The sequence below is a fragment of the Streptomyces sp. NPDC026522 genome (genome assembly GCF_055567555.1).
Map to the genome: position 1 here is coordinate 208278 of NZ_JBVHQF010000013.1, position 25942 is coordinate 234219.

Sequence of the window (25942 nt, forward strand, 5' to 3'; positions counted from 1 at the left end):
CCCGGACGGCGGCGATCCTCTCGTCGACGTCGGCGAGGGTGAGCTCAAGCCAGCGTAGATGAGCACGCATAGTGCGCGTCGGACGCGGCCGAGGTCGTGACCGAGGCCGTACCGGTGGCCTTCCATCTGTGCTCCTCCACGCTGGGCCACCCGCCTGTCAGGCCTGGTGGCGGGCCAACATCAACCGATGTTCAGGACGAGAGCCACAGATACGCAGTTACGTCGAACGGTGGAACCGACTTCCGTTCGTCCGACCCCTGGCATCGACCAGAGCTGAGGCTCTACTGTCGATCCACGCCCACGGGCGGCACCGTCTTCGGACTGGCCTTCGGGCCACCTCCCCACGAGGAGTCTTCGTGATCACACTCACGCCAGATGAGAAGGCCATCCACCGTGTACTGCTGGACCGGAGCCGAGATGCTGACCCGGCGAAGCCCTTGGATGCTTGTCTGAGCTACAAGGCGCTCGGCCTCATGATTGACCCGGAGGGGATCAACACCGGAATGAGCCGACCGCCCTTCCGGACGATGTTCCCGGCCCTCGGCCACGTCAGCATGTATGAGGTCGAGCACGGCCGGCCGATGCTCTCGGCGCTGGTTGTCTCCGAAAGCTCACATGCGCCAGGCTCGGGATTCGCCGACCTGGCCCGGCATCTCAAGCTCAAGGTTGAGGACGATGCCACCTTCTGGCAGGAGGAGTTGGAGCGAACGCTCCGGTTCTGGTCAGCACAGGACTCGCTCCTCGTCCTGGATGCCGCGGTGGATCGCCTGATGGGTGAACTCCAGGCGATCAAGAACTCCTTGCGGAAGATCCAGCGATCCGCGTAGCAACTCGCGAGATCGGCGAGGCCAGGCCTCTGCCTGCCTTACCGATCCGAGGAGGATGCTAAAGGGGACGTCTCATGGTGCGCCCAACCCGCGTTCTCCCTGTCCCCGGACCGCCAAGTAGCTTCTTGACCCTCACACCGTGTCAGGCGGTCAGCTTGGAGACATCATGTTCACCATCGGAGATTTCGCCCGCCACGGCCGCGTCTCAGTCCGGATGCTGCGTCACTACGGCGCGATCGGCTTGCTGCGCCCGGCCCACGTCGATCCTGCCAGCGGCTACCGCTACTACACCGCTGCGCAACTCGCCCGCCTCAACCGGATCATCGCACTCAAGGATCTCGGATTCACCCTCCAGCAGGTCCAGGACATCGTGGACGAAAAGGTTAGCGCCGAGGAAATGCGCGGCATGCTGCGGCTGCGGCGGGCAGAACTGGAGACCGCCATGGCTGCCGCAGGAGCACGGCTGGTCCAGGTCGAAGCGAGGCTCCGAGCGATCGAGAGCGAGGGGCACATGCCCACGAACGACGTTGTCATCAAGAGCGTCCCCACTGTCCGGCTGGCGGAGCTGACGGCGACCGCCGCGAGTTTCGAGCCCGAGGACATCAGCCCGGTCATCGGGCCGCTCTACGACGAACTGTTCCGGCGCCTGGACTCGGCGGGTATCACGCCCACCGGCCCCGGTGTCGCCTACTACGAGGACGCCCCGCAGGGCGACGGCAGGATCAGCGTCCACGCCGCCGTCCAAGTCTCCGCCCCTCTCCAGGACGGCGCCTTCCGCATCCTCGACCTGCCATCCCTCGACCACGCTGCGACCATCGTGCACCGCGGTTCAATGGACACCGTGCTCCCCACCGCCCAGACCCTGGCCCGCTGGATCGATGCCAACGGCTACCGGTCGAACGGATACCCCCGCGAGGTCAACCTGGAGTGCCCCAAAAACCGTGACGACTGGGTGACGGAACTGCAGGCGTCGGTATACCTGGCCTGATCAATCACGCCCGCGCCTCACCGGTCCCCCCAGCGCTGCGCGCTCTTGGGCCGCGCGGCAGCGGTCGGCCGCGAGAGCACACAGGCCACGCTGGCCATGATGGCCGTGTGCTGCGTCCTCCCGGCCAACCTGTGTAAGTCCGTGATGCTGAGCAGTTGTACGCCGACGTAGCCGTCGGCGGCTCCGACGTCACGCGCTGCGCCCGTAGCGTACGCAGGAACGCCCATGGCCACGGTGATGGCGACACCCAACGCTGTCAGGAATCGAGGACGCCCCAGCGCAACCTCGTTTGAACTCCAACTCCCCGCCCGTGTCCGCGTCTCGCGTCGCTTCATCACGCGCCTACCCTCGCACTCGCCGGGAGCCGTCGGCGATACCCCTGACGGGTGGCGGGGGGGGGTCAGCGTCACTCGGTCGGGCCCTGCATGTGCTCACTGATCCACTGGATCAGGCCGCTGCTCTCCATGTTCGGGACGTAAGTGGCGGCATTGTGTTGGCCACCCCGAATTACGTCGTACTTGGTCTTGACCGGGCCTTTGTTGCCGAATTTCTCGACGAACGCGTCGATCGGGGGCTTGACCGGTTCCCTGGAACCCACCTGGAGCCCCAGATACACGTCGGGGCTGCCCTTGGCGATGAGCCGCTGGGCGAGCACGTTGGAGTCGTTGTCCGCCCTTTCCTTCTGGTGGCCGGCCCACAGGCGGGAGTCGGGGACGACGTCGGGACCGGAGGCGATGACGGCCTTGAACTTCTCCGGCTTCTGCAACACGGCTTTCAGGCCCGCGGAGCCGCCGGTGGAGGAGCCCATGAAGGCCCAACCGTCGCGCGACTTGATCGTGCGGAAGTTTTCCTTGATCAGGACCGGGACGTCCTCGGTGAGCCAGGTCCCCATCTTGGGCTGGCCGGGGATGTCGCTGCCGTCCCAGTAGAGGCCCGCCTGCGGGTCTTTAGGGTCCTTGTCATGGTTCTCGGGGTTGAGCACCGGCATGGCGATGATGAAGGGCAGGCTCTTGCCTTGCTGCGACCACTTGGAGATCGAGGACTCAAGTTTGAGGTCCGTACCCATCCAGTAGTTGCTCGGGTAGCCCGCGCCGCCGGGGAGGGCGATCAGTACGGGGAAGCCGCTCGTCGCGTACTTCGGATCCGCGTACTCTTTCGGTGCCCAGACCCAGACCTTGCCCGTGAAGCCGGACTTTTTGCCCCGGTAGGTTGTGACGGCGATCTTGCTGCCGTCCTCGGGGACTGTACCGGAGATCCTGAAGTTGGCAGCAGGCCCGGTGGCCATGAGGGCCTTGGCGCCGGCGGACTGCCGGCTCCCGGCACCGGAGGGGTCGACGCCGCTGAAGGTGATCGGGTCACCGTTGTCCGAGAAGACGTCGAAGTAGTACAGCGTCGGCCAGGCGACCGCACCGAGTACGGCCGTGCACGCCGCGATGAGCCCCCAGCGTTTGCCGCGGGAGGGCTTGCGGGGCCGGGACTGGCGGATGGTCGGCGAGGTGTATGTCATCGAAGGAACTCGCTCCGGGTCGCTGCATGCCGCATCGGGATGCCGCATCGGGCCTGAGTGACTGTTGTACCCGTGTAGACAGCCATGCGAAGCGAGAGGTTCCGCAGTATGGACGAGGAAAGGATTTACCCCGCGGGCCAGCGGGCGGATGCGAGGGCCCGGGCTTCCGTCAGGAACCCGTCAACGCCTGGGCCGCCGCGTGTTCCGCTCCGGTGGGGATGTCCTTGACGGTCCCGGCCTGGCGGCCGGGCCGAGGTGTCGAGTCCGGGGTCGCAGAGGTCGAGGTCCAGGCTGCGACCGACGCCGGTGCCCGGCTAACCGGCGTGGCGTTCCAGCACGTGTTGGCGGGTGACCTTGGTCAGCTCGTTCCAGAAGGGGACAGCGGTGAGATAGAGACCCAAGCCGGACATGATGCCGACCGCTACGTCCACGCTCATCCGGCCCTGCTTGGCCCAGTAGACGTCTTGGAGATCCAGGAGAAGAGCGAATTCGTCCACGATGAGCGCTGCCCCGGCGCCGTAGGCCGCCCCGACGCCAGGGTGCCCGACGAGTGGAGCGTCCCCCCGGACGGCCACCAGTCCTACGCCGGCCAGCGTGGCGATTCCGAGGTTGTAATGGTGCAGATGGGTGCCGCCGGCCGAGACGTTGCCCCAGGGCAGTCGTCCGCTGCGGATGCCGTGGGTGATCAGACGGGTGATGCCGAACGTGGCCCCGAAGGCGAGCCAGGTGGCGAGGAGGGAGCGCTGGGTGGGACCGGTGCGCTCGTCGACCGTCTCCCGCCAGCGTCTCAGCAGGCCAGAACGATGGTCGTCCCGCTCGCCGGAGCCGTGCTGCTCAGCGTTCTTCGCCATCAGGTCCCTCCCGCGTCGTGGAGTCGTCCCCACCATAGGACCATCTCGCCCAGGGCCGCGCCGGATGACTTTTCCTGGTCGGAGGAAGCCGGCCGGTGCGTCTCGTTCCCGGGCGGCGGCTGGTTGGCGCCCGGCCCGCTCACGGTGAGACGACGGGAAAGCCCACGACGTCCGCGGCCGCCAGATCGAGTCGAACGACGCCGACAAGGGCAAGACCAAGACCGTCTACGACCAGGGTGACCGGGTCACCGATGTCACCGACGCCCGCGGCGTCACCCTGCACACCGATTACGACGAGCTCGGCCGCCCCGTCGCCACCAAGCAGGGCACGACAACGCTGACCTCGATGGTGTACGACACCGTCGCCAAGGGCCAGCTCTCGAAGTCGACCCGCTTCGTGGACGGCCAGGCGTACGAGTCGGCCGTCACCGCCTACAACAGCCTCTACCAGCCCGTCGCCAGCCAGTTCACCATCCCCGCGACCCCCGACACCGGGGCCATGGCGGGCACCTACAAGTGGAACACCTCGTACAACCCCAACACCGGCCAAGTGATGTGGGTACAGCAACCCGCCATCGGCGGACTGCCGCAAGAGAAGATCACCAACACCTACACGGCCACTGCCGGCCTGCTCAACACCGTCGGCGCCGGCGCGGACCCGATCGTCTCGGCGAACACCTACGACCACTACGGACGCAGCCTCCGCCAGGAACTCGGCGACTTCGGCCAGCACCTGTGGGTCAGCAACGAATACGACGAGCACACCGGCCAGCTGCTGCGCAGCTACACCGACCGTGAGGTGGCCCCACAGCGGATCGAGGACACCAAGTACACGACCGACCCGGCCGGAAACCTCACCTCGATCGCCACCGCGTACGGGCAGGACGCCCTGCGCACCACCGACACCCAGTGCGTCAACCTCGACGCCCTGCGCCGCATCACGCAGGCATGGACCAACAAGGGCGAGACCTGCGCTGCGGCACCGACAGCCTCCGTCATCGGGGGAGAGGACCCGTACTGGACGACCTACACCTACGACGCGGTCGGCAACCGCAAGACGGAGACCAAGCACAAGACGACCTCCGGCCCGACCGCCGACACCGTCCGCACCTACGCCGCCCCCACCACCGGGAAGCACGACCTGCCCAAGGTCACCCAGACCGGCACCGACCCCCACGACGAAACGTTCACCTACAAGGAGACCGGCAACACCAAGACCCGCAAGAGCGGCACCGGTGAGACCCAGTACCTCGACTGGGACGTCGAGGGCCACCTCAAGGCCGTGAACCAGGGCCTGTCCAGCAACTCCTACATCTACGACGCCTCCGGCGACCGTCTCCTGCGCAAGGAGAAGGACTCGACGACGTTCTACCTGCCTGGCGGAAACGAGCTGAAGCTCGACAAGACCGGCACGGTTACCGGAACCCGCTACTACGGCGACGTCGCTGTCCGCACGGGCGGCAAGCTGTCCTTCACCCTCTCCGACCACCACAACACCGGCACCACCCAGATCACCGCCGACGCCACCCAGGCGGTCACCCGCCGCAAGACGGGCTTGTTCGGCGAAACCCGCGGCACCCAGCCCACCGGGTGGACCGGCGAAAAGGGCTTCGTCGGCGGCACGAAGGACTCCGAAACGGGTCTCACCCACATCGGCGCCCGCGAATACGACCCCCAGACCGGCCGCTTCATATCCGTCGACCCGGTCATGGACCTGACGGACTCCCAGCAGCTCCACGGCTACACCTACTCAAACCAGAAACCCTTCACGTACTGGGACCCGACCGGCCGCGTCCTCTCGGAATGCGCCAGCGGCGCCTGGCAGTGCCACCAGGGTCAGCCGGTCGACTACGGCCCCCGCTACGAAACCGAAGTCGACGCCGCCGGAGGAACCCTCGACAACGACTACGTCCAGAAGCGCACCCACAGCAGGCTCACGATCCAGCCGAGCGCGCCGACACGGCTCTCCCCCAAGGGGCAGAAGGTCTGGAAGGCGGCAATCGCGAAGACGCACAGGAACCTCTTCGCTCCTGGGAATCATCCCAACTTGGCGCTCTAGAACATGAGCGAGATGTTCTGGAAGGAATTCTGCGAGGGGGCGCCAGAGGAGTGCCCTAAGGAACACCCGGATGCGACTTCTGTTGAAGATTTTGAGCTCCGCGTCACGTCGAGAGGAGAGCTGCTGCGGCAGGAACCTGCCAGCGCTGCGGTGGGGCTCACGTCGGCAGCAGCGCTGAAGTTGCTCCTCGACCCCGAGCACATGCGCGGGCAGAGATTCCCCTACATTGATGCCCTTGCGAGGAAGGCGGGTATGTCAAGCGCGCCTATGCCGGTCACGGCTGCGACTGGCGGGAGAGGAGTTCGGTACTTCTTCCCGAACGACCCAGAAGTCATGGTCATGTATGAAATCGGAGATCCGGCAGCCACCTCCAAGGATTTGGTTCACAAGGGTCCCTATCTCAAGGTTCAGGTCCGAAGCGCAGGGAAAGCGGGCGCATTCCGAACGCCAATGGCGGGTAACCCCTACCCCAAACTCGGAGGATCGATCCCGACCACTACGGCCGGGAGGATCACAGATTTTCTCTTGAGGACGCGGGCTAAGTGACAGATTGGTAGTCGGTCGGGGTGGTACATAGTACTGCCCTGACCGCATATCATGGCCGAATGGTTGATTTTTCTCAGACTTCCGCTGCCGATCTCGTGAAGGCACTGCAGCGAGGCACGTCCGGATTGTGGTCCCTGGAAGCCGCAGTTTGGCTGCTGGAGCGTCATGGTGTGTGGCTACACGATCTGCGGTTGCGACCCTATATCGACGGCGGTATCGGCGAGGACGGCGACGTGTGGGCCGGCTTCGACGTCAAGCGTGTCGACGCCGCGATCGACGCAGGCGCACTTGGGGAGTGGGGTGAGGAGCTCGCGGTCCTGTGCTTTGTTCTCAGCTTGTGTGGAAACTACCCCATCGCGCTCCGCTACACGTGTGAGAACCTCTCTGAGGAGACACTCGGTCTGATGTCGAAGGCTCTGTTTCTCGCGAACGGCTACGACGAGCCGCACCGGCTATCCTGAAATACACTGAGGGGTCCGTGAGGCCTTACGGAGGCGCCTCCCGGGCGGCGTTAGGGGGGAATGCGGCAGGGCCGGCCCGGCGGGTGCGGGTCGGCCCTGTCGTGTGCGGCACTCACGCGGCAACGTGGTGCTGCCTTGTGCCCGTCTGTGACCTCACCGGCATTCGAGGGTCTCCGCCGGGGCCCTTCTTTGGATCAGCGGGCGGACCGCCTAAACCCTGCTCTACCCCTCGGCGGGTGCGCCCGGACCCGGTCCGGGCGCACCCGCCCATGTATGTACCGGCCCGTGTCGCCCGACTATGCCGAAGCTTCGGTCCCGGCGCTGGGGGCGAACCCGCTCCCCTGCTCGGCGAACACCTTGATCGCGGCGCCCAGGAACTCGACCATCCTGGGGTGGTAGGAATCGTGGAATGCCCTCATGGCCTCGTCCTCGGCGTAGAAGAGGGACATGCCGACGTAAGCCTCCCTGGAGGGGGTGTAGAACCGGCAGACGATGTCGAAGTGCCTGCGGACGAGCTCCTGGATCTTCTGGTCTCCAGGCGGGGAGCCGCCGTCCAGGAGAGGCGTCATCTCCCGGTACAGGACGTCCCAGTCCTGGTGGACCCGCTCCCTGTCCACATGTTCCCAGTCGTTGGTCTCGGCAAGGCTCTTCGCCTGCTCCTCGGCCAACGACCGGCGACACTTGTCCTCGTAATTGTTCCCCACGGCACCGGTTCCCATTGTTGCGTCGCCTCTCCGGTGGATCCCGAGAGGCCGCCGACATGTCGACATTGACCGGCCGCCGATGGTCAACTGCCGGTCCAGGCCGAACGGTGACACACGGCCACCGGGTCGGCAAACCATTTTTTGGACCCTCCGGCGGGGGTAGGGCTCTGGTCTGTCGCAGTGCATGTGTGCGAACTGCCGGTACGGGTGCGAAGAACTCCGCAGAACGGTTGTTACTTGATCAACTATTCGGGGTGGGTGAGGCGGGACTGGAGTGCGCCTGGTGGTGCGCCGGAGCGCGTTGTCCGTGTACGCCGCTCGCGGGGCGTGTGAGCGTGGGGGCCGAGGAATGTCAGGGTCACGGCGGGTGGATGTGGGTGGGGTGTACAGGCGAGCGTGACGGAAATATCGGTGTCTGGTAACCGCCCTCACGGGGTGCTGCGGCTGGGCAGGTGCGGGGTCGAGAGTGTGGGCCTCGGCTCACTCCAGGCCCGGGATTGCGCACCGGTTGCCGTCTCCTGCTTCGGTGGGTTGGGCACTGTTGTTGAGGGAGCGTCACCGATGTCATCTTCTTCCTCCGTCCGTCGTATCGCCGCGACCGCCTTGGCAGCCGGGGCCCTGGTGGGCGCTGCCGCGCTGCCGGCAACCGCACAGGACCGCGACCACCGTCAGCAACCTCGGGTGGAGATCGGCCGGGTCCAGGCCGACAGCCCCGGACGCGACGACCGCTCCAACCGCTCCCTCAAGGGAGAGTGGTTGGAGATCACCAACACCGCCCGCGATGCCGTCAACCGTCGAGAGGTAACGACCCTTCCGCACCGCCCGGCCAACCCGCCTCGGCGCCCGGCGCGCACCCACGACCGGCTGCGCCCATCGGACGCACGGTCCCTCGGCGCATCGTGGCCAAGCCCCAGACCAGCCGCTCCCGCCCGCGGGCCGGACCGGTTCCGGACTCCCCATCAGCGCTCCCCGCCGCTACACGCCGCCCGACCCTGCCCTGCGCGGATTCCTCGCCTCCTGACACCCAGCCGCCTTGGCGGCAGGATTGTGGCAAGTACCCGATCTTGTGGGATGCGCAGGCGCGGGCGATCTTCTTGGGAAGCTGCTTCTCATCGCCACGACGCCTGTCGAATCCAACTGCGGTTGTTGTTGGTCGTTCATCGGTGGGTTCGGGCCGGGCTGCCGGTCGGGTTGGGCATCGTCGTCAGTGGCGGTCCCGCCCGGGTCGATCGCTGCGATCGCGGGCGCGTGTCGGCTGGAGGGGTGTTGATGGGCGAGCAGGGACGGGAGTCGTGGGTGACGGAGGAGTTCGGTTCCTCGCACAGGGGCGGGGTCGGCGTGCTCGTCGAAGACGGGAGTGTTCCGCGGCCGGTGTACTTCGATTCCGGTTCCGGCTCGGTGGGCCGGTCGGTGTCGCAGTGGAGCGTCTACGAGGGCCACCGCGACCGCATTCCCCGGGCCGCCGCACTGCGGGCGGTGTGCTCCTGTGGCTGGAGGAGGCCGGAGCAGCGTCTCGACTGGGCGTTGATCGGTGACCGGAGTCTGGTGGAAGCGGGGGATGGCCAGGCGGAGGCGTGTGAGCGGGACTGGGACGGACACACCGCCGACGTCGAGGCCACCAGCGTTGTGTTGCCGGAGTCGGTGACGGTGTTGCTGGAGCGGCTGGAGGAGGAGATCGACCGGCTGACACGAACGTCACCGCACCGACCTGACCACCGTCCAGGCCGCAGTGGCACGGGGGCCCGACGAGAGCGGGGCACGCAGGCTGCTGTCCCGCCTCGGCTGCTGGAACCTCGACGGATGAAACTGCCTTCGCGCCTGGCACCGCGGCCGCCGGCGGTGGGGGGTGGGGGCGTGGTGCAGTGCCGTTTCAGCGGTGAACCGGCCGCCCCGGGCGGGTGAAGCAGACCGGCCTTTCGGGCGGCCGCCTGGCCGTCGCGGAGCGCACGGTGCGCGTCTACCGCACCTGATTCCGGCCGCCCTCGCGGGTGGGCCGGCCGGCCCGAGGGTCACCCGTCCGAAGGCGGCCGGCGCATCCCTGCCCGCGCGCACGATTGGGGGGAGGGTATGTGGGTGGATGCGTCGTGGATGGATCGCCTTGTGTACGGGTCGGAGCCGAACGAGCCGGCCCCCGGGCCGAAGCCTGGGCACGCCTATGTCGAGCTGGTGGGCGGATCCTTGGACGGCATGCTGCTGGACGTCACCGGATGTGACGCGCAAGAGGTCGTTGACGGGGCCATGTTGATGACGGAGTATGACCGGTTCGGGCCGGGCGGCCGGTCCGAGTACGAGCCGGCCGAAGCGGGCCCCGGTGTGGGCGGTGTCGGCCGGTTCGTGTGGCGCGGCGACGTTCCCTAAGCCGCGCACACCACGGCCAAGAGATCCGTCCAGGTCCGGAGGCCTGGAGTGGCGAGCAGTGGCAGGGGTCCCTGCGCCACGGCGCCTGAAGAGCACGGACGCTGCGGCCCACTCTTCCTTGAGGGCGAGTTGTGCGGGTTGCATGCGGCGGGTGGGACGAGCGGCGCGGAGATTACTCCGACGTGATAGTGAGTGCAGCTTCCCTTCGCCGTTAGCTCCCGCCAGTACGCGTCATCTGAGGCCTTCCCTTGCGGGTGAACGGGAGGAGCTGTCTCGCGGGGCAGGGGTCGAGTGTCTCGTCAATCCCTCCTGAGCGGTACATGGCTTCCGGTCATATGACTCCTGCACATCACTTCCTCCTGCCCTGTCCCCACGGAGGGGGCAGACGGCAAACATCACTTTTTGGAAGACTTTGATGATCAGTCACCATATTGCTCTGTTTGTGTGGCCGCTTTGTCTGCCAAGTACTCGGGTGCAACGTTCGAGACGAAGGGGATGAGCGGAAATGGCTCATTGGACAAAGATCACCGGCGGTCTGTCGGCGATCTCGGTGGGGTCTCGGACCAATGTGTGGGGCGTCAACTCCGCGCAAGGCATCTACCGGTACACGAACGATGACCAGAATCCGTGGGTGAAGATCCCCGGGGGCCTGTCGGACATCGGAGCGGCTGCCGACGGCACCGTGTGGGGCGTCAACTCCGGCGGTGACATCTACCGCTACACCGGAGACCAGCCCGGCTGATCCCACCCGATGACGCCACACGAGCGCTGCGCCGCCGGAGACCACTGACCCACTGGCAGCAGCGAACTCAGGCGACGGCACGGAGCTGCCCGGGCTACGGCCCGGGCAGCCACCGGACACGGCCGGCCCGGGCAGCGCACACGGGTCTCCACCCGCCCCGCCCCGTCACGCGTGATCTGCACCGCGCCTGTGAATGAGACTACGGAACCAACAAGTTCCCCCGTTTCCGCGCCGTCCCGGGCTCGGGGACCTGTGCACGAAGACCGGCACACCAGGCCGGTGCACGAAACCACCCACCACAGCGTCGCCACACTCCCTGCCGCCCAGGCCACGCTTCGACGTTCACACGGCCCGACTGCCCCGGCACCGGGAATTGCGGGGGTAACCGTGCGGGTCGGGTCGGCGGCGAGCCAGCCTATCCGCCTTCACACGGACGACAGCCGGGCCGCCCCGGCCCGCGGGCTGATCAGCTGCGACAAGGCGCGGGTGGGGGAGGAAGCGGGGAACTGCGAGTTCGTGCGGAGGGCCAGCCCACAGGGCATCGCGTGGGCGTTCTCGCCGAGCCGATCACCCCGGAGTCGAGGGGCCGCAGACGGGCCCCGACGGTGTAGGGCACGGCGATGGTGGTGGTGTTCGGCTTGGCCGGTGGTTTCGTCGAGGGGGATCAGGGCCTCGATGGCGGGCTCGGCACGTCCGTCGTGGCCGGTGACGGCGGTGGCCAGTTCGTGGCCGGTGGCGGAGGTGAACAGCAGCCGCTCACCGCCGAGGGGCGGCCCCGTCCTCGGTGGTGAGGCGGGCGGAGAGCCCGTTGATGTGTACGGGGACGAGCATCGGGCCGGTGTGGGTGGTTCCAGTCGGGTGGTGTGGCGCCCGGGCGGCCGGCGAAGGCGACATCGACAACGGTGCCAGGCAGCTTGGCAATGGCTATCCGGCCGCGCTGCGGGAGTTCTGTGACGGTCAGCGTGTTGTTGCTGAAGGACGCCGGCCTCCCGTCCGGGGTCCACCGGGGTCCCTCCGCGAAGGGGAGATCGAGCGAAGCAGTTACGGCGAGCGTGAGGGGATCCAGCTGATCCAACCGGTGGATGAAGCCGGTGGAGGGCTGTCCCGGATTTCGGTGGGGTCGCGGACCTACGTGTGGGGTATTGACTCCGCGGGACTTAACGTCCACTGAGTCTCCCCATGCGCAGGAGTCGTCGCTGTAGGAGGCGATCGGACCATTCTCGATCTGGGCTTCTCCGTCAGTGAGTTGCGTCATCAGTTCGACGTGGTACCGACGGGCGGCCAGCTCGGACGGACTGGCGCCGGTCCAGCGGCCCCCCGCGCCTGTCCATCGCCGACCCGTGGCGCCAAAACGGCCCGCCGGAGAATCCGACGGGCCGTCATGCAAGACCGAAGCCAGCTTACTCGTACCCGCAGATCGTGTTGGAGCCGTAATAGTATTCTCCAGTGGGGTCCGATACAGATCCCCATGCGCACGCAGCGTAGCCAGGAGCGGTGACCCAGTAGACGGGACCCGCGTACGTTTTGAACATGCCTTCCTGCCTGGCTATGGGCCAGTTGCCCTTCTGGAGGGACACTGAGGTAGGAGACGGCGTGCCCACCCAGTGAGACTTGATGGTCACAGCACAGTAGTTGACGGTTCCAGGCTGCCAGAGCAGCCACGTGGTGCCCCCGTAGAACGAAGATGATCCTTCCACCTTTGAGTACTGGTACCCACACGCCGCGCCAGGACTAGTCGCCGCGGATGCGGGAGGGGCCGAACCGACGATGACGGTCGCCGCGAGTGTGAGCACTGATGCGCCTGCTGCCAGCACAGAGCGGAAGGGTTTCACCGTGATCTCCTCCTACTTTCGGGTTGCCGATCGCATCTGGGGTTTGACCTGAGCACAGCTCACGATCGCACGGAGCATCCGATGGAGCACAGGGTTTCGGTCAGTCGGATCACCCCTGTGGTCTCGGACGCCATCTGCGATCAGGACACCGACAGGGGGGCCTATGTACCGGCCACGTCACCAGCCGGGCTGGTCGAAGTCCACCAGTCGATCACTCGGGCGGGCCATGACGTTTGGCCGCAGGCCCAGAGGGTCGAGACCGAAATGATCTTCCAGCTCGTGCCGCAGGAACTCACCGATCGCGGCCCGGTCGGCGCCGGAACGAAGCCGCTGGAGCAGAGGAGCGAGCATGCAGTCGTACTCGTCCTGCACATCGTCAGCGACGCCGATCGGATCCCACTCATTGAGCAGATGCCGCAGGTCGTCCTCGGCGGCGGTGTCCCAGGGTCTCATCGCCCTAGACTGCCACCCGCGAACGCCATCGCCCGCCCCCCTGATCCAAACGAAACCGCCTAGCTCGGGCAGATTACGGCCTCGATGTGGGCGAGTTGGGCGGCGAGGATCTCTTCGAACGCGGCGCGGCGATCCACCCCGAGGGGACGGACGTCGCGGGCGAAGTGGGCCAGGGTCGGGAAGCGTTCGGGGTCGGCGCCCAGAACCGCCACGCGGAACAGCTCCATGCCTTGTTCGTGCTCTCCGGGGGTGACAGTGCTGACCCCGGCCTCGGAGGCGATCAACGCGGCGATGAGGACCGCGATCCGGTGGTAGCGCGTGGGGATCTCCGCGTCGGGTAGCCCCGATGCGCGCAGGGCGTGCAGCACCTCTTCCATGACCAGCCGGGAACCGGTGCCGCTTGATGCGTAGCGTCCCCAGACCGTGGCGAGCTGGGGCTGCCGTCCGAAGGCCTCTCTCACATGCAGGGCCAGAGATGTGATGCGCTGCTTCCAGTCACCCTCGGGGCGGTAGTCGTCCATCGCGGCCAGAAGAATCCGGTCGGCGACCGCGCGCAGCAGTTCGGTCTTGCTGCGGAAGTGCCGGTAGAGGCTGGAGGAATCGGTCCCGAGGGTCGCAGCCAGCTTGCGCACGCTGAACGAATCCGCGTCACTCGTGCGCAGCAGTTCCGCCGCCGCGTCCAGGATCTCTTCGGTTGACCAACGTTTTCGGCCTGCCATCTTGCTCCTCTCGCCGGATCTCAGCCTAACCTATGCACTTGGTGTTGCACGCACCGCGTGCATAATGAGTGCATGAGCGTGCCGGGCGGGCCGGCGTGCCACTCGTGCCCTGTTGCCCGGGCCAGGCGACCGATGCGGAGCTCACCCCGGGGAACACGAAAGGACGCATGACGTGAATGAGAACCCACTGGATTGCGCGGCACTGAACGCAGCCATCGAAAACGTCCACCGCGTCGGGATGCCGGGCCTGTTCGCCGAGGTGCGAGACGGCGACCAGGTCTGGCGCGGCGCCGCCGGGGTCGCCGATGTCGCCACCGGCCGCCCCGTCACCGCCGAGATGCGGCACCGAGTCGGCAGCATCACCAAGACCTTCACCGCGGCCGCGGTTTTGCAGCAGGTCGAGAGCGGTCAGATCGGTCTCGACACACCGATCGGCCGGTACCTTCCGAAGCTGGTTTCCGGAGAACGCGGTAACGCGATCACGGTCCGGATGCTGATCAACCACACCAGCGGCCTCGCCGAGTACCTCCCCTATGCCTACCCCTCCCTCAAGGCGTTCCCCGCCCTCGCGGACACCGGGCCCCAGAGCCTGGACGACCACCGGCTCACGCGGTTCGACCCCGCTGACCTGATCGAAATGGGAGTCACCGCACCTGCCGTCGGCGCCCCGGGCGGTACTCCGGGGGTGTACTCCAACACCAACTATCTGCTCCTCGGCAAACTCCTAGAACGGGTGACCGGCACTACGGCCGAGCGGTACATCACTCGGAACGTCATCGAGCGCGCCGGGCTCCGGAACACCGAACTCCCCACCGGACCGTACGTCAACGGGCCGCACTCGCAGCTCTACGAGGCGTGGTTCGGCATGATCGACCCGCCGCGCGACTACAGCGTCTACGACATGTCATGGGTGGGTCCGGCGGCCTCGCTAATATCGACCGTCACAGACCTCAACCGCTTCTTCGGCATGCTGCTGGCCGGGGAGATCGTCAGTCCGTCGTCGCTGGCGCAGATGCAACGCACTGTCCCGGTCGTCTCCCAAGAGGGAAAGACGATCGACTACGGCCTCGGCCTGCACCCGATGGATGGTCCCGGTCAGGGCACCTTCTGGGGCCATGGCGGCTCGGTCTGGGGTGGTGGAGCGCTAGCCATGACCCGCGCCGACGGCAAGCGGCAGATGTCCATCGCGGTGAACCTGCAGAGGTGGAACAGGCTCGACTCCTTCGGCAAGCCGCTGCCCCATCCCATCGACGACGCGCTTGCGACTCTGTACCGCGTGGCGATGTACGGCTGACCGGGCCGCCTGCCGAACCCGTTGGCTGCTCTCATTCCTCTTCGTCCTCGTCGACACTGCCCTCACCCGGGTTGCGCAGAGGTCGCAGGCCGCCGTCGACCGGGGTGGAGGCGCGGAAGCTGTAGCGGCCGAGTACGTTGAGGTTCGCGTGCTTGAGCGGGGAGATGCGGGCGACGTCCTCGTCCAGGACGTCGTGCTCGCGCTCCTCGGTGGACAGCGCCCGCAACTCCTCGACGGCGGCGTCCAGATAGCGGGTCGGCCACAGCACGGCGGCATTGAGGACCAGGCCGAGAGCGGCGAGCTGGTCTTATCCGAACTAGCCCAGCTCGGCGGCGGGTCCGCCCGCGAGCCGTCATTCACCACGGAGAGTAGTCGCGAAGAAGTGGGGTGGACGGGTCCCGTCGGGCGTGTCGTGCACGTCGTCCGCGCGCTTCGCGGTCTTTTTCTGGTCGACCTGCAACCTGAACAAACAGCTGAGCAGGGCCAACAAGGTCTGGCAAGAAAACAAGGTAGCGATCGTCTCGTTCACCACCGAGGTCGTCGTCGGCGCTGCTTGTGTATCAGCAGCCGGGGGTGCAGCCGTTGTCACGGGCAGCGCCGGGTTCGCCCTGGTCGCCGGATGTGGCGCAATAGCGGGCGCCGCAGGCGCCGCAGTAACGAACTATATGACTCCAGATGCCGACCACAGCATCATGGGCACACTGAAAGACATTGGCGAGGGCGCTCTCTGGGGCGCAGCCACCAGCGCAGCAACTGCCGCCGTTGCTCCATCGCTCGGCACCGTCGGCAAAGCCTTGAGTCGAAAACTGGGTCAGGGAGTCGGCGAAGCCATTTCCAAGGTCGCCGCCGAGGTTCCGCGCGGGCGATGGGACGGCGGACCCCCTGCCGCTTTTTCGGGGAGGCGCGGCGCCGTCAGGAGTTCTCGTAGTGGACCGCGCTCGGACTATATCGTCGACCGGGAGGATCGCGGTGGAGGGCATACAGAGGGCTCTCGCACGCGGCGGAGTCCAGGAGGTTGCGTTCCGGGCGGAGGTCCAACGGGACGGAAGGACCACACTCGGCCTGGTCTGGCCGAGTCCGCTCGTTGAACCGGCTGTCGGCTATCCGGACCTGGGGGTGCTCCTCCTGTCTGATGGGTCCCTTCCCGAGCCCTGGCTCCGTCGTCCTGATCCAGTGCCCGGGGCGATGGCGGCACCATCGGCGGATCTGGAGTTGCTGGAGTGCACGCTCCGCGAACGGTTGCCCGACGCCATCGGCGCGACGGAGGAGGAGATCGCTGCTGCGGAAGCGCGCCTTGGGCGCCTTGGTGTCACGCTGTCTGATGAGCTCAAGGTGCTCTACCGGGTCACGCGGGTGGACTACGACGACGACTTCGAGGCGGCAGACCGCGCCGGTGAGGCGGTTGGCTGCGAGCTTTCCGGCTTGGAGCACTTGTACGCCGTCGACGGTGCAGTCCGTCACCCCGGCTGGGACCTCGGCGCCACGCAAACGATCAGCGCCGCGCCTGACGCCCCGGTGCAGGGCCTGGCCGGCTCGCCGGGCTGGATCGGCTTCGGGAGCAACGGCGGCGACGAGTTCGCAGTCGACCTGACTCCCGGCCCGGCCGGACACTTCGGTCAGATCATCCTGGTCGCTCACGAACAGAGCCTCGGCGCCGAGCTGGTGGCCGACTCCCTCACCGATTTCGTCCTGGGCCGGATGCGGGATGAACGCCGTGACCGCCTTGAAGACGACCTTCCGGCCATGGCCAGGGTCGGCACTGGATACCTCAAGTCCATTCAGGCCGCCGCGCATCCCGCTCTGGAGGCCCTGTCCATCGGCGACTGGTCCGGCACGCCGTTCAGCCTCGCGCCTGTCGCCGGACTGCCTAGCCTGCGCACTCTCACCGCCTCGCCCGGCACACTGGCCGACCCCCTGGAGGTCGCTGGGCTCACGGGACTGGAGTTCCTGGAACTCGGCGCGCAGGAATGGCGTCTCCTCCTGGACGCCGGAGCCGTCCCGCGTTCGCTGAAAGCCGCAGCCATCAAGGTCTGTGACCAAGACCACCTGCCCGTCGTGGCCCTCGCCGACGAAATCCTTGCCCTCTGGGACCAACCCCAGATCGTACAAACGCTCCTTGAGGGAGACCTCGGCCCTGCGGCCTAACCGGCTGGGGCCGAAGATGGCGAGGCAAGTCACGCTCTGACGGAACTGTGCGCTGTAGTTGGCCGAAGGGGGCAACTACAGCGCTCCTTACCGTGTTGGCGGGTTGAATTCGGTCCTTCGTACGATCGGGAGACCCAGGGGCTTGGGGGTGGCTGAAAACACTCATGCCGTACGTGTGGCTTTGACTGATTGGCCGCCCGGCGCCCCGCGACGACACGGCCACTCATTGGGATGAGCGAACAGAGATCGCTTCGTAAGGACACGTCGGCGTGGTCGTCTGCAGGGACCAGTCAACCGGACGACGAGGGAGGCTCGGGTGCCCGAGCTCTGGGCGGGGAGGGATGCCGGCAAGGCCGCGCATCACTGCACGGTGATCGACACGAACGGGACGAAGGTGCTCTCACGCCGGGTACCCAACAACGAGCCCGAGCTCCTGGAACTGATGGGCGACGTCCTCGCACTGGCCGAGGACAGCCCGGTGACCTGGGCCGTCGACTTGAACGCCGGCGGTGGCGCATTGCTGATTGCTCTCCTGACGAGCCATGGCCAGCGGCTTCTCTACATTCCTGGCCGAACCGTCCACCACGCTTCCCGTGGCTACCGCCGAGACGGCAAGACGGATGCGAAAGACGCTTACGTCATTGGCGACCAGGCACGGATGCGACGGGACCTGCAGCCTCTGCAGGAGTGGGACGAGATCGCGGTGGACCTGAAGATCCTCACCGCCCGCCGCTACGACCTCGCAGCCGACCGCACCCGCGCCATCAACCGGATGCGAGCCCAGCTCCTGGAGTACTTCCCCGCCCTGGAACGGACCTTCGACTACGCCGCCTCCAAGGCGGCACTCACCCTCCTGACCGGCTACCAAACCCCGGCCGGCCTGCGCCGGGTCGGCCCGAGCCGGCTCGCGGCTTGGCTGAAGAACCGCAACGTCCGTGGCGCCCATGGCGGATGCGGCTGTCGCCGCGGCCCAGGCCCAGCACACCGCCGTGGCCGGGGAGAGCACTGCTGCTGCCGTGGTCCGCGCCCTGGCCAGGGCGGTGCTGGCTCTGGACGAAGGCATCGCCTACCAGGCCGCACTCCACCTCGCCGCCATCCTCATCTGGGCACGGCGATGACCAAAGAGACAGAACCCAGGAGGCCGCCATCGGTCCGCCACACGCTCAGTTCGAACGAATCGCCCTGGTCCTTCCCGTCCGTGGCCACCGACAGGACCCGTGGAGACACGCCCGGTTCGGCCCACCGCGGGCACGGCCCGCCGGAGCGGGCCGCCGCCACGGCGGCGCCCGGCCCGGATGTCCACCCCGTTCTCCACCCCCGGGTCCAGGCGCGGAAGACGGCTCCGCAGCAGTCTGGAGGGCATGACAGCAACCGAGTGGATCACCGACATCGCTCTCGTCCTGATCGTCTTCCGGCAACTGCGGGAGGGCCGTCTCGACCACAAGACCTTCCTGCTCCCGCTGGCGATCGTGGCCTTCGTGGCGTACTCGTACCTGGACTCCGTCCCCACCGCCGGCAACGACCTCGTCCTCATCGGCGCCCTGACGGCCGTGGGCGCCGCGCTCGGCATCGCCGGCGGAATCTACACCCGGATCCGCAGCCTCGACGGAGATCTCCTGATCAAGGCGGGCGCCGTGTCGGCGGTCCTCTGGATCGCGGGCATGGGGGCCCGGATGGGTTTCCAGACCTGGGTGGAGCACGGCGGCGGCGCCGACGACGTCGCCCGCTTCAGCCTCGCGCACCACATCACCAGCTCCCAGGCGTGGGTCACGGCCTTCGTCCTGATGGCGCTCACCGAGGTCGTCACCCGGGTGGCCACGATCTACGTGCGCAGCCGGGTGGTGCGGGCGGCCCGTACGCGGCCCGTGCTCGGCACCACGGTCTGACCGTGCCGTATCTTCGGCCTGTGCCCGCAGACGAGAGCGTCCCGCACCACGCCGACGACACCGGCCGGGGTGCGGACCCGCGCCCCGTACCGGGGCACGACCCGCGCGTGCAGTGGGTCGTCTCCCTCGCGGTCGTTGTCGTCGGAGTCCTGACGATCCGGCCCATGGGACCGAGCGGCCGGGGCCTGGCCGTGGCCGCCCTGGTCGTGGTCAACTCCGCCGCACTGCTGGCCCGTCGGCTGCCCGAGCACATGGTTCCGCCGCGCCTCGCCGTCGTCTGGCTCTCGCTCGGGGTCGGCGCGGCGGCCGCCTTGATCGGCCTGAGCAGCAGCGGAACGGGCTACCTCTTCGCCTTCTTCCTCGCCGGCCACATCGGATACCGGCTGGACACCCGGCAGGCCCTCGTCATGGCAGGGTTGTGCAGCCTGCTCTGCGGTGCCGTGCTGTACCTGCGCCTGGGACCCGGGCACGAGGCGCTGCCATGGGTGTTCGGCCTCACCACCGGCGCCCCGGTCCTGATCGGCATCGTCAACCGCAGTCAACGGCAGGCCGTACGGGCGGCGATCGACTCGGCCGAGTCGGCCGAACGCGCCGCCCGCGCCGAGGCGCGCACCGCAGTGCTGACCGAACGGGGCAGGATCGCCCGGGACGTGCACGACGTCCTGGCGCACTCTCTCGCCGGGATCAACATGCAGCTGGAGCTGGCGGACGCGCTGATCGACACGGGGGACCTGGAGAAGGTGCGCGAGGCTCACGCCAAGGCCCACAGCCTCGTCAAGGAGAGCCTGAGGCAAGCGCAGTGGACCGTCCACGCCCTGCGTGAGGACGCGCTGCCGCTGCGGGAGACCCTGGCCTCGATGCTCGCCTCCTCGGGCCACCGGGACGTCCTCACCATCACCGGGACGGTGCGCGAGGTGCCCGCCCAGACGGTCCAGAACCTGCTGCGGATCGCCCAGGAGGCCCTGACCAACGCGGCCCGGCACGCTCCCGGAGGAGCCGTCTTTATGGAGCTGGAGTTCGCCCCGGCGTCGACCGCGCTGAGGATCCGCAACCGCCCCGCCACCCGCCCGGCGGTCCCGGGCGCGGGCAGCGGGATGGGACTGATCGGCATGCGCGAACGCGTAGCCTTGTTCGGGGGAACGCTGACCGCGGGCCCGGTCACGGAAGGCCCGCACCAGGGCGACTGGCAGGTGGAGGCAGTGATCCCGCAATGACCGGACCCGCAGCACAGGAGCAGAAGTTGAAGGTGGTCGTCGCCGACGACCAGGCCGCCGTCCGTGAGCCCCTCGCCGCGGTCCTCGCCCTGGCCGAGGGCATCGAGGTCGTCGCGGCGGCGGCGAACGGCACCGAGGTGCTGGCGGCCGTCGCCGCCGGCCCCGTGGACGTGGTGCTGATGGACTTGAGGATGCCCGTCATGGACGGCATCGAGACGACCCGTCGGCTGGCCGGGGAGCACCCGGATGTCGCGGTGGTCGTCCTGACCACCTTCGCCGACGACGACTCGATCCTCGGCGCGCTTGGCGCGGGAGCCCGCGGCTACCTGACCAAGAACGCCGGACGCCAGGACATCACCCGCGCGATCCGCGCCGCGGCCGCCGGCCAGTCCGTACTCGACCGCGAGGTCCAGGACCGCCTCCTCGCCACCGCCAGGACCCACGCACCCCCGGCCGACCGTCCCCTGCCCGAGGACCTCACCCCGCGCGAACGCGAAGTCCTCGCCCTGATCGGCCAGGGCCTGCCCAACCGGGGCATCGCCGAGCGGCTCTTCATCAGCGAGGCCACGGTCAAGACGCACATCAACAACCTGTTCGCCAAGGCCGGGATCCGCGACCGTGCGGACGCCGTCCGCCGCGCCATCGCCGCGGGCCTGGCCTGAGCTGTCACCCACCCACCCGGGAGTCGCCGATGTCCGTCCGCCGCGTCGTACCCCATGTCCGGTCGGAGGCCGTGGAGGAGAGCCGGGAGTTCTACGGCCTGCTCGACTTCGAGGAGGTCATGAACCACGGCTGGATCATGACGCTCGCCTCCCCTTCCAACCCGACGGCGCAGATCAGCCTCATGGCCGGGGACAAGACCGCACCCGTCACCCGGACCGCACCCTCCACTGCAGGTGATCCCCCCGGCGGCCCAGTAGGCTGCGATCCCGAGCTGGAAGTGGCACAAGGCGGCGCCGACCCCCTGCTCGAAGCGTGCCCAAGGCGAACCTCGCGCTATCACGAGCGGGGCTGTCCGAGGCCTGATCAAAAGAACGCGGAGTGCCACTGACCATAGGACGATGGGTTGCACCGCCCTTGCCCACTCTCCGTGCTGCCACACGATCTCGATTAGAGGTCATCTCATTTGGAACCAGCGAGAGCAGATTCGGCGGTTTCGGCGAAGCGGTCGGCTTGGCGTTTGTAGCCCCAAGGGCGTCGGCAGAACCCGCTGGGCGGTGGCGCGGTCGTCTGGATCTGCCGGCGATGCCGACAGGGTTGTGGAGCCGGGTGGTTCGCGGCGGGCCGTATGGTCTGCGCATTGTCCGGTACTGGCTGTGCTGCGGACGGCCTGCTTCGTGCCCTTGCGGGGCATGCGCGGCCGGTTGGTCAGAGCCAGCCCTTGTGGGCGGCCTTGATGCCGGCTTCGAAGCGGCTGCTGGCACCGAGGCGTTCCATGATCGAGGCCATCAGGCGGTTGACAGTGCGGGAGGAGACTCCCAGGCGCTGGCCGGCGGTGTCGTCGGTGAGGCCGCTGCCGAGCAGGCGCAGGAGTTCGCGTTCGGTGTTGCTCAGGCCGGTTCCGGGGTCTTCGGTGCGGATGGCACCGAGTGGGACGGCGGTTTCCCATGCCTGGTCGAAGAGTTCGCACAGGGCTTTGACCAGGCCGGGTTCAGTGACGTGGAGGGCGCCTTTGCGGGTGTCGGCGGGATCGATCGGAACCAGGGCCTGGGTGCGGTCGATGATGACGAGGCGTTGCGGGATGACGGGGGCGGTGCGGATCTCGCCACCGTGATCGAGTACCCAGTTGGCGTGGGTGACGGTGTGGGCGACGTTGCGGACGGCGTCCTGGTAGAGGCCCTTGACCACTATGCCGCGGGCGAGGGCCTCGGCGTTGGCGGCCCGGGCGGCGGCCAGGTCCTCGGGTCGATGGCCGGTGCCGGGGTGGACGCCCAAGCACTCGGTGGTCATCCTGCGCCCGAGTTCTTCTAGGCGGGCCTGGATGGCGTCCATGCCCAGGAGGCGTTCGCCGTGCGCGGCCCGGGTGTCGGCCCGGTCGGCCACCAGCTGGGTCACGGCGACGCGGGAGGCGGCGAGCTGGGCCTGGCGGGCGGCCAGTTCGGCTTCCTGGCGGGCGAGCATGTCCGCGAGGCCGACTTCGGGGCTGACTGCGCGCATCTGGCCGGGGTGCTCACTGGAGGCGCGCACCAGGAGCAGGGTGGCGAGTTCGTCCAGGCAGCCGTGCACCTGAGCAGCAGTCAACTGTAATTCGGCGGCGAGGTCTGCGACTGCGTCGCCGGGCCGGTCGAGCATGGCCTGGTAGACGGCCGCGGCGGCGCCGGACAGTCCCAAGGTTTCGAGCATGGCGATGCAGCCCCCCGTGATGATCCGGTCGCGTTCCGGCATCCCGGGCCACATGATGGCACCCCCGCATCCTCCCCTCAAGATCCATTATGCGGTACTTCCCTACCACCCAGAGCAATTACGGAAGTTGTCCGCAGTCGCGGGAGATGCAGCTGATGCGCCGATGTGCCCCACGCGCGAACAGGGCAGACCGGGACACTACGGACCGGCTCGCGAGCGGACTCCTGTCGGGATCCCGTCTGGCGCCTTGGCGTCAGCCCGCAGTCCTACCGGCGTGGCCGGGCGACGGCGAAGCTTGAGTCATCGCCGCCAGGGAGCACCCGGGCCGGCGACCGGACGAGGCGTCACCGCGGGACACCCGGCCGAGCATCCCATCCGTTTCTGCTACCCGAGAAGGACAACGACCGTGATCCGCATCCCCCTCGCCACCGCTGCCGCCGCCCTCACCGCCGTGTCTGTGACCCTGTTGCCCGCGGCAGCCGGCGCGACCCTTGCCGACGCGCCCACCACCCCGGCCACCGCCGTCCCGACCGCCTCCGCGGCCCCGGTGACCCCCGACGAGCTCCAGTGGGGGTGACCTGGCCTTGGACATCGTGTACCTCAGCCTGGAGCACCGCCCGGGCGCTTCCCCAGAGGTGACGGACGAAGCAGCCGAAGCCCTCGGCGCCCTGTGGGCGCACGCCGCCCCCGACGACGGACTGGAACACGCCCACGCCCGCGTCGAGACCGGACGCATCGACCTGCTCCTCTTCCTGACCTGCCCCCAGAACCCGGGAACGCCCGGCGTGCCGGGCCCCGTGCGGCGCGCTGCGAACCTCCTCGCCCGCTGCTACAGCAACTCCCCGGCATTGGGCCTGCGTTACCTGCCACCGGTGCCTACACCGAGCGCGCCGAGCCGCTGACCCAGCCAGCCGCGCACCTGCGGCCCGCCCCGACCCCTGTTCCTGCAGGACAGCCGTCCACCAGCGCTACCCCGCACACGTGGCCCAGCGGCACCTCCTGCACCTACGCCCCTCGGCAACCGACCTACCCCGAAGCCTCCGCAGCACAGCCCCCTGGCGGGTGTCACGGCAGGACAGCAACAGGCCAAGCCGAGGCCACGGCCGTAGAGCCACCACCAGCCTACGCGGTTTGCTCGTGCGACTCACAGCACGCAACTGATCCAGCCTGAAACGCCGCGATCCGCAGCGATGACAGTGCCGTGCCGGCACGCCCCGGGGGCTCCCGTACGCGCGGTGACCCTCTTCCTTTCTTTTCAGAGAATCAGGACCTCCGCCATGCCCGCTTCCCGTTTCCGCCGCAGCCTCGGCACCGTCGCCACCACCGCCCTTGCCGTCTCCCTGGTCTCCGCCTCGGTGACCACCCCGGCCTTCGCCGCCGACACCACCAGCACCATCGCCGCGATCGCCACGGGCCAGACCACCTACGTCAAAGCCGCCGGCTGGCGCGGCGGCTTCGGACCGTGCGGCGCCGGGCCCGGCTTCGCCGGCTACTACGCCACGGGCACCGGCCAGCACAACAGTTGTGCGACACCGGGCACGAACGGCGGCCCCGCCCATGCCTGGTGCGCGGACTTCGCGGGATGGGTGTGGCAGCAGGCCGGTGTACCGAATATGGACAGCAGGCTGGACGACATGGCCTACAGCTTCCTCAACTACAACGGCGGGGCGAACGTCACCAAGACTCCGGCCGTCGGCGACGCGGTCGTCTTCTCCGAACAGAGCACCTCCGGAGCTGACATACCGCCAGCGAACTGGCCCAGCAAGAGTATTGGGATCGCCCACGTCGCGATAGTCGTCGCCGTTCCCGACAGCGGCCACATCACTGTGGTGGGCGGCAACGACAACGGCGAGGTCGAGCAGGAGACCATCCCTTCCGCCATCGGGTCAGCCGGCGAAGGCCACTACGTCTACCGCTACGTCACCCCCGGGACCGCGACCCCGCCCCCCGCGCCGACACCGGCCGCGGTGACCAGCCTCGGCACCTGGAACGGCACGACTGCCGCCACCGCCTCGCCGCAGGCCGCCTCCGGCCAGATCATGCTCACCGCGACCGAGACGAACGCCAGCCGGGTCTGGTACTACCTCGACAACACCAACCCCGCCGCCGGCGGCACGGGCCTGATCAGCGCCACGGACAGCGGCGGCGCCGCCAGCCCGGCCCACAAGCTGGCCCTCAACACCGCGTCCCTGGCCAACGGCAACCACACCGTCACCGCCGCCGCCTTCGACGCGGGCAACGCGAACCAGATCGACTCGACCAAGACCATCACCATCAGCGTCAACAACACGCCCCCGGCCGCCAAGACCAGCCCGGCCCTCGCACCGCTGCCCAACGGCGACTTCGACGTGGCCTGGCAGGCCGCGGACACCAACAAGTCGCTCTGGCTGGGCACCGGCACCGGTGGAAACATGTGGAACTACGGCAACCCGTACGTGATGGGCGTCGCGCCCGGCACCAACCCCTCCATCGTCACCCAGTCCGATGGCAGCTGGGTCGCCGCCTGGCAGGGCGCGGACGCCAACCACACCCTGTGGCTGGCCACCGGCTCGGGCAGCACCATGACCAGCTACGGCAATCCGCACCAGATGGGCGTGGCCGCCGGCACCAGCCCCTCCCTCGTCGTGCTCCCGGGGGGCGGCTGGGAGGTGGCCTGGCAGGGTGCTGACACCAATCACACCCTGTGGCTGGCCACCGGCACCGGAACCGTCATGAACAGCTACGGCAACCCCTACCAGATGGGCGTCGCTGCGGGCACGAACCCGTCGCTGGCGGCCATGCCCGACGGCAGCTACACCGTGGCCTGGCAGGGCGCGGACTCCGGCCACACCTTGTGGCTGGCCACCGGCACCGGAACCGTCATGAACAGCTACGGCAACCCCTACCAGATGGGCGTCGCCGCGGGCACGAACCCGTCACTGGCGGCCATGCCCGACGGCAGCTACACCGTGGCCTGGCAGGGCGCGGACTCCGGCCACACCTTGTGGCTGGCCACCGGCACCGGAACCGTCAT

25 protein-coding genes and 2 pseudogenes are annotated in these 25942 nt (G+C 68.1%); 20 read left to right on the forward strand and 7 right to left on the reverse strand.

The genetic code is table 11. The features are described from left to right. The first annotated feature begins 356 nt into the window (after positions 1-356). Together ACZ4M3_RS30025 and ACZ4M3_RS30030 are read left to right on the forward strand one after the other, a co-directional pair. Positions 357-827, forward strand: a complete 471-nt coding sequence (locus ACZ4M3_RS30025; RefSeq protein ID WP_467737907.1) for a hypothetical protein — start codon at positions 357-359, stop codon at positions 825-827. A gap of 166 nt (positions 828-993) precedes the next feature. Beyond that, the gene (locus ACZ4M3_RS30030) at positions 994-1815 is read left to right on the forward strand and encodes a MerR family transcriptional regulator (protein WP_467737909.1); all 822 of its coding nucleotides are present in this window, start codon (positions 994-996) and stop codon (positions 1813-1815) included. 406 nt (positions 1816-2221) lie between these two features. Here ACZ4M3_RS30030 and ACZ4M3_RS30035 read toward each other — a convergent pair whose 3' ends face one another. Continuing rightward, the gene (locus ACZ4M3_RS30035) at positions 2222-3322 is read right to left on the reverse strand and encodes an alpha/beta hydrolase (protein WP_467737911.1); all 1101 of its coding nucleotides are present in this window, start codon (positions 3320-3322) and stop codon (positions 2222-2224) included. 314 nt (positions 3323-3636) lie between these two features. Further along, positions 3637-4173 carry a hypothetical protein gene (locus tag ACZ4M3_RS30040; protein WP_467737913.1) on the reverse strand — a complete coding sequence of 179 codons (537 nt, stop codon included), beginning with the start codon at positions 4171-4173 and terminating at the stop codon, positions 3637-3639. Positions 4174-4519: 346 nt separating this feature from the next. On the opposite strand from ACZ4M3_RS30040, the gene ACZ4M3_RS30045 reads away from it, so the two are divergent. Genes ACZ4M3_RS30045 through ACZ4M3_RS30055 form a run of 3 tightly spaced genes read left to right on the forward strand, consistent with a single transcriptional unit; the run spans position 4520 to position 7239 of the window. After that, entirely contained in the window at positions 4520-6232 is a 1713-nt protein-coding gene (locus tag ACZ4M3_RS30045) for an RHS repeat protein (protein ID WP_467737915.1), read from the forward strand. A 3-nt stretch (positions 6233-6235) separates the two neighbouring features. Beyond that, complete coding sequence (locus tag ACZ4M3_RS30050) at positions 6236-6778, forward strand: hypothetical protein (protein WP_467737917.1); 543 nt, start codon at positions 6236-6238, stop codon at positions 6776-6778. A 59-nt stretch (positions 6779-6837) separates the two neighbouring features. Next, complete coding sequence (locus ACZ4M3_RS30055) at positions 6838-7239, forward strand: hypothetical protein (RefSeq protein ID WP_467737919.1); 402 nt, start codon at positions 6838-6840, stop codon at positions 7237-7239. A 296-nt stretch (positions 7240-7535) separates the two neighbouring features. Here ACZ4M3_RS30055 and ACZ4M3_RS30060 read toward each other — a convergent pair whose 3' ends face one another. Continuing rightward, on the reverse strand, positions 7536-7943 hold the full coding sequence (locus ACZ4M3_RS30060; RefSeq protein ID WP_467737921.1) for a TipAS antibiotic-recognition domain-containing protein: 408 nt from the start codon (positions 7941-7943) through the stop codon (positions 7536-7538). Positions 7944-9212: 1269 nt separating this feature from the next. On the opposite strand from ACZ4M3_RS30060, the gene ACZ4M3_RS30065 reads away from it, so the two are divergent. From ACZ4M3_RS30065 to ACZ4M3_RS30080, 4 genes are all read left to right on the forward strand, one after another. After that, positions 9213-9845: a hypothetical protein gene (locus ACZ4M3_RS30065; protein WP_467737923.1), complete on the forward strand. Its 633-nt coding sequence runs from the start codon at positions 9213-9215 to the stop codon at positions 9843-9845. Between the two features lie 186 nt (positions 9846-10031). Further along, positions 10032-10301: a hypothetical protein gene (locus ACZ4M3_RS30070; protein WP_467737925.1), complete on the forward strand. Its 270-nt coding sequence runs from the start codon at positions 10032-10034 to the stop codon at positions 10299-10301. Positions 10302-10806: 505 nt separating this feature from the next. Then, the gene (locus tag ACZ4M3_RS30075) at positions 10807-11043 is read left to right on the forward strand and encodes a tectonin domain-containing protein (protein ID WP_467737927.1); all 237 of its coding nucleotides are present in this window, start codon (positions 10807-10809) and stop codon (positions 11041-11043) included. A 620-nt stretch (positions 11044-11663) separates the two neighbouring features. Continuing rightward, entirely contained in the window at positions 11664-11834 is a 171-nt protein-coding gene (locus tag ACZ4M3_RS30080) for a hypothetical protein (RefSeq protein WP_467737929.1), read from the forward strand. A 1218-nt stretch (positions 11835-13052) separates the two neighbouring features. Here the strand turns inward: ACZ4M3_RS30080 and ACZ4M3_RS30085 are convergent. Both ACZ4M3_RS30085 and ACZ4M3_RS30090 read right to left on the reverse strand, forming a co-directional pair. After that, the gene (locus ACZ4M3_RS30085) at positions 13053-13328 is read right to left on the reverse strand and encodes a hypothetical protein (protein WP_467737931.1); all 276 of its coding nucleotides are present in this window, start codon (positions 13326-13328) and stop codon (positions 13053-13055) included. A 59-nt stretch (positions 13329-13387) separates the two neighbouring features. After that, positions 13388-14047: a TetR/AcrR family transcriptional regulator gene (locus ACZ4M3_RS30090; RefSeq protein ID WP_467737933.1), complete on the reverse strand. Its 660-nt coding sequence runs from the start codon at positions 14045-14047 to the stop codon at positions 13388-13390. Between the two features lie 238 nt (positions 14048-14285). On the opposite strand from ACZ4M3_RS30090, the gene ACZ4M3_RS30095 reads away from it, so the two are divergent. After that, the gene (locus ACZ4M3_RS30095; protein WP_467738013.1) at positions 14286-15341 is read left to right on the forward strand and encodes a serine hydrolase domain-containing protein; all 1056 of its coding nucleotides are present in this window, start codon (positions 14286-14288) and stop codon (positions 15339-15341) included. 31 nt (positions 15342-15372) lie between these two features. Here the strand turns inward: ACZ4M3_RS30095 and ACZ4M3_RS30100 are convergent. Then, positions 15373-15648, reverse strand: a pseudogene (locus ACZ4M3_RS30100) (Tn3 family transposase); the annotation flags it as partial. Between the two features lie 878 nt (positions 15649-16526). On the opposite strand from ACZ4M3_RS30100, the gene ACZ4M3_RS30105 reads away from it, so the two are divergent. From ACZ4M3_RS30105 to ACZ4M3_RS30135, 7 genes and pseudogenes are all read left to right on the forward strand, one after another. Further along, on the forward strand, positions 16527-17486 hold the full coding sequence (locus ACZ4M3_RS30105; RefSeq protein WP_467737935.1) for an SMI1/KNR4 family protein: 960 nt from the start codon (positions 16527-16529) through the stop codon (positions 17484-17486). Positions 17487-17856: 370 nt separating this feature from the next. Next, a pseudogene (locus tag ACZ4M3_RS30110) lies at positions 17857-18228 on the forward strand (IS110 family transposase); the annotation flags it as partial. Between the two features lie 202 nt (positions 18229-18430). Continuing rightward, the gene (locus ACZ4M3_RS30115; protein WP_467737937.1) at positions 18431-18604 is read left to right on the forward strand and encodes a hypothetical protein; all 174 of its coding nucleotides are present in this window, start codon (positions 18431-18433) and stop codon (positions 18602-18604) included. A gap of 243 nt (positions 18605-18847) precedes the next feature. Next, positions 18848-19372, forward strand: a complete 525-nt coding sequence (locus ACZ4M3_RS30120) for a hypothetical protein (RefSeq protein WP_467737939.1) — start codon at positions 18848-18850, stop codon at positions 19370-19372. Positions 19373-19374: 2 nt separating this feature from the next. Continuing rightward, entirely contained in the window at positions 19375-20586 is a 1212-nt protein-coding gene (locus tag ACZ4M3_RS30125; protein WP_467738015.1) for a sensor histidine kinase, read from the forward strand. Continuing rightward, complete coding sequence (locus tag ACZ4M3_RS30130; RefSeq protein ID WP_467737941.1) at positions 20583-21248, forward strand: response regulator transcription factor; 666 nt, start codon at positions 20583-20585, stop codon at positions 21246-21248. The genes ACZ4M3_RS30125 and ACZ4M3_RS30130 overlap by 4 nt, the downstream gene beginning before the upstream one ends. 29 nt (positions 21249-21277) lie before the next feature. Next, the gene (locus tag ACZ4M3_RS30135) at positions 21278-21637 is read left to right on the forward strand and encodes a VOC family protein (RefSeq protein ID WP_467737943.1); all 360 of its coding nucleotides are present in this window, start codon (positions 21278-21280) and stop codon (positions 21635-21637) included. A 317-nt stretch (positions 21638-21954) separates the two neighbouring features. Here ACZ4M3_RS30135 and ACZ4M3_RS30140 read toward each other — a convergent pair whose 3' ends face one another. Further along, complete coding sequence (locus ACZ4M3_RS30140) at positions 21955-22971, reverse strand: LuxR C-terminal-related transcriptional regulator (RefSeq protein ID WP_467737945.1); 1017 nt, start codon at positions 22969-22971, stop codon at positions 21955-21957. A 364-nt stretch (positions 22972-23335) separates the two neighbouring features. Between ACZ4M3_RS30140 and ACZ4M3_RS30145 the strand changes: the two genes are divergently transcribed. The 3 genes from ACZ4M3_RS30145 to ACZ4M3_RS30155 all read left to right on the forward strand — a co-directional run. Then, a complete protein-coding gene (locus ACZ4M3_RS30145; protein WP_467737947.1) occupies positions 23336-23506 on the forward strand; it encodes a hypothetical protein in 171 nt (56 codons plus the stop codon). A 7-nt stretch (positions 23507-23513) separates the two neighbouring features. Beyond that, complete coding sequence (locus ACZ4M3_RS30150; RefSeq protein ID WP_467737949.1) at positions 23514-23831, forward strand: hypothetical protein; 318 nt, start codon at positions 23514-23516, stop codon at positions 23829-23831. A 375-nt stretch (positions 23832-24206) separates the two neighbouring features. Continuing rightward, positions 24207-25942 (forward strand): CHAP domain-containing protein (locus tag ACZ4M3_RS30155; protein WP_467737951.1); only part of this gene is annotated, 1736 nt, incomplete at its 3' end.

Bases quoted from the DNA above. Each gene is read 5' to 3' on its own strand.
- ACZ4M3_RS30030 (WP_467737909.1), top strand. From the start codon at position 994: ATGTTCACCATCGGAGATTTCGCCCGCCACGGCCGCGTCTCAGTCCGG.
- ACZ4M3_RS30035 (WP_467737911.1), bottom strand. From the start codon at position 3,322: ATGACATACACCTCGCCGACCATCCGCCAGTCCCGGCCCCGCAAGCCC.
- ACZ4M3_RS30040 (WP_467737913.1), bottom strand. From the start codon at position 4,173: ATGGCGAAGAACGCTGAGCAGCACGGCTCCGGCGAGCGGGACGACCAT.
- ACZ4M3_RS30045 (WP_467737915.1), top strand. From the start codon at position 4,520: ATGGTGTACGACACCGTCGCCAAGGGCCAGCTCTCGAAGTCGACCCGC.
- ACZ4M3_RS30050 (WP_467737917.1), top strand. From the start codon at position 6,236: ATGAGCGAGATGTTCTGGAAGGAATTCTGCGAGGGGGCGCCAGAGGAG.
- ACZ4M3_RS30055 (WP_467737919.1), top strand. From the start codon at position 6,838: ATGGTTGATTTTTCTCAGACTTCCGCTGCCGATCTCGTGAAGGCACTG.
- ACZ4M3_RS30065 (WP_467737923.1), top strand. From the start codon at position 9,213: ATGGGCGAGCAGGGACGGGAGTCGTGGGTGACGGAGGAGTTCGGTTCC.
- ACZ4M3_RS30070 (WP_467737925.1), top strand. From the start codon at position 10,032: ATGGATCGCCTTGTGTACGGGTCGGAGCCGAACGAGCCGGCCCCCGGG.
- ACZ4M3_RS30075 (WP_467737927.1), top strand. From the start codon at position 10,807: ATGGCTCATTGGACAAAGATCACCGGCGGTCTGTCGGCGATCTCGGTG.
- ACZ4M3_RS30080 (WP_467737929.1), top strand. From the start codon at position 11,664: ATGGTGGTGGTGTTCGGCTTGGCCGGTGGTTTCGTCGAGGGGGATCAG.
- ACZ4M3_RS30085 (WP_467737931.1), bottom strand. From the start codon at position 13,328: ATGAGACCCTGGGACACCGCCGCCGAGGACGACCTGCGGCATCTGCTC.
- ACZ4M3_RS30090 (WP_467737933.1), bottom strand. From the start codon at position 14,047: ATGGCAGGCCGAAAACGTTGGTCAACCGAAGAGATCCTGGACGCGGCG.
- ACZ4M3_RS30095 (WP_467738013.1), top strand. From the start codon at position 14,286: ATGCCGGGCCTGTTCGCCGAGGTGCGAGACGGCGACCAGGTCTGGCGC.
- ACZ4M3_RS30105 (WP_467737935.1), top strand. From the start codon at position 16,527: ATGGCGGCACCATCGGCGGATCTGGAGTTGCTGGAGTGCACGCTCCGC.
- ACZ4M3_RS30115 (WP_467737937.1), top strand. From the start codon at position 18,431: ATGGCGGATGCGGCTGTCGCCGCGGCCCAGGCCCAGCACACCGCCGTG.
- ACZ4M3_RS30120 (WP_467737939.1), top strand. From the start codon at position 18,848: ATGACAGCAACCGAGTGGATCACCGACATCGCTCTCGTCCTGATCGTC.
- ACZ4M3_RS30130 (WP_467737941.1), top strand. From the start codon at position 20,583: ATGACCGGACCCGCAGCACAGGAGCAGAAGTTGAAGGTGGTCGTCGCC.
- ACZ4M3_RS30135 (WP_467737943.1), top strand. From the start codon at position 21,278: ATGTCCGTCCGCCGCGTCGTACCCCATGTCCGGTCGGAGGCCGTGGAG.
- ACZ4M3_RS30140 (WP_467737945.1), bottom strand. From the start codon at position 22,971: ATGCCGGAACGCGACCGGATCATCACGGGGGGCTGCATCGCCATGCTC.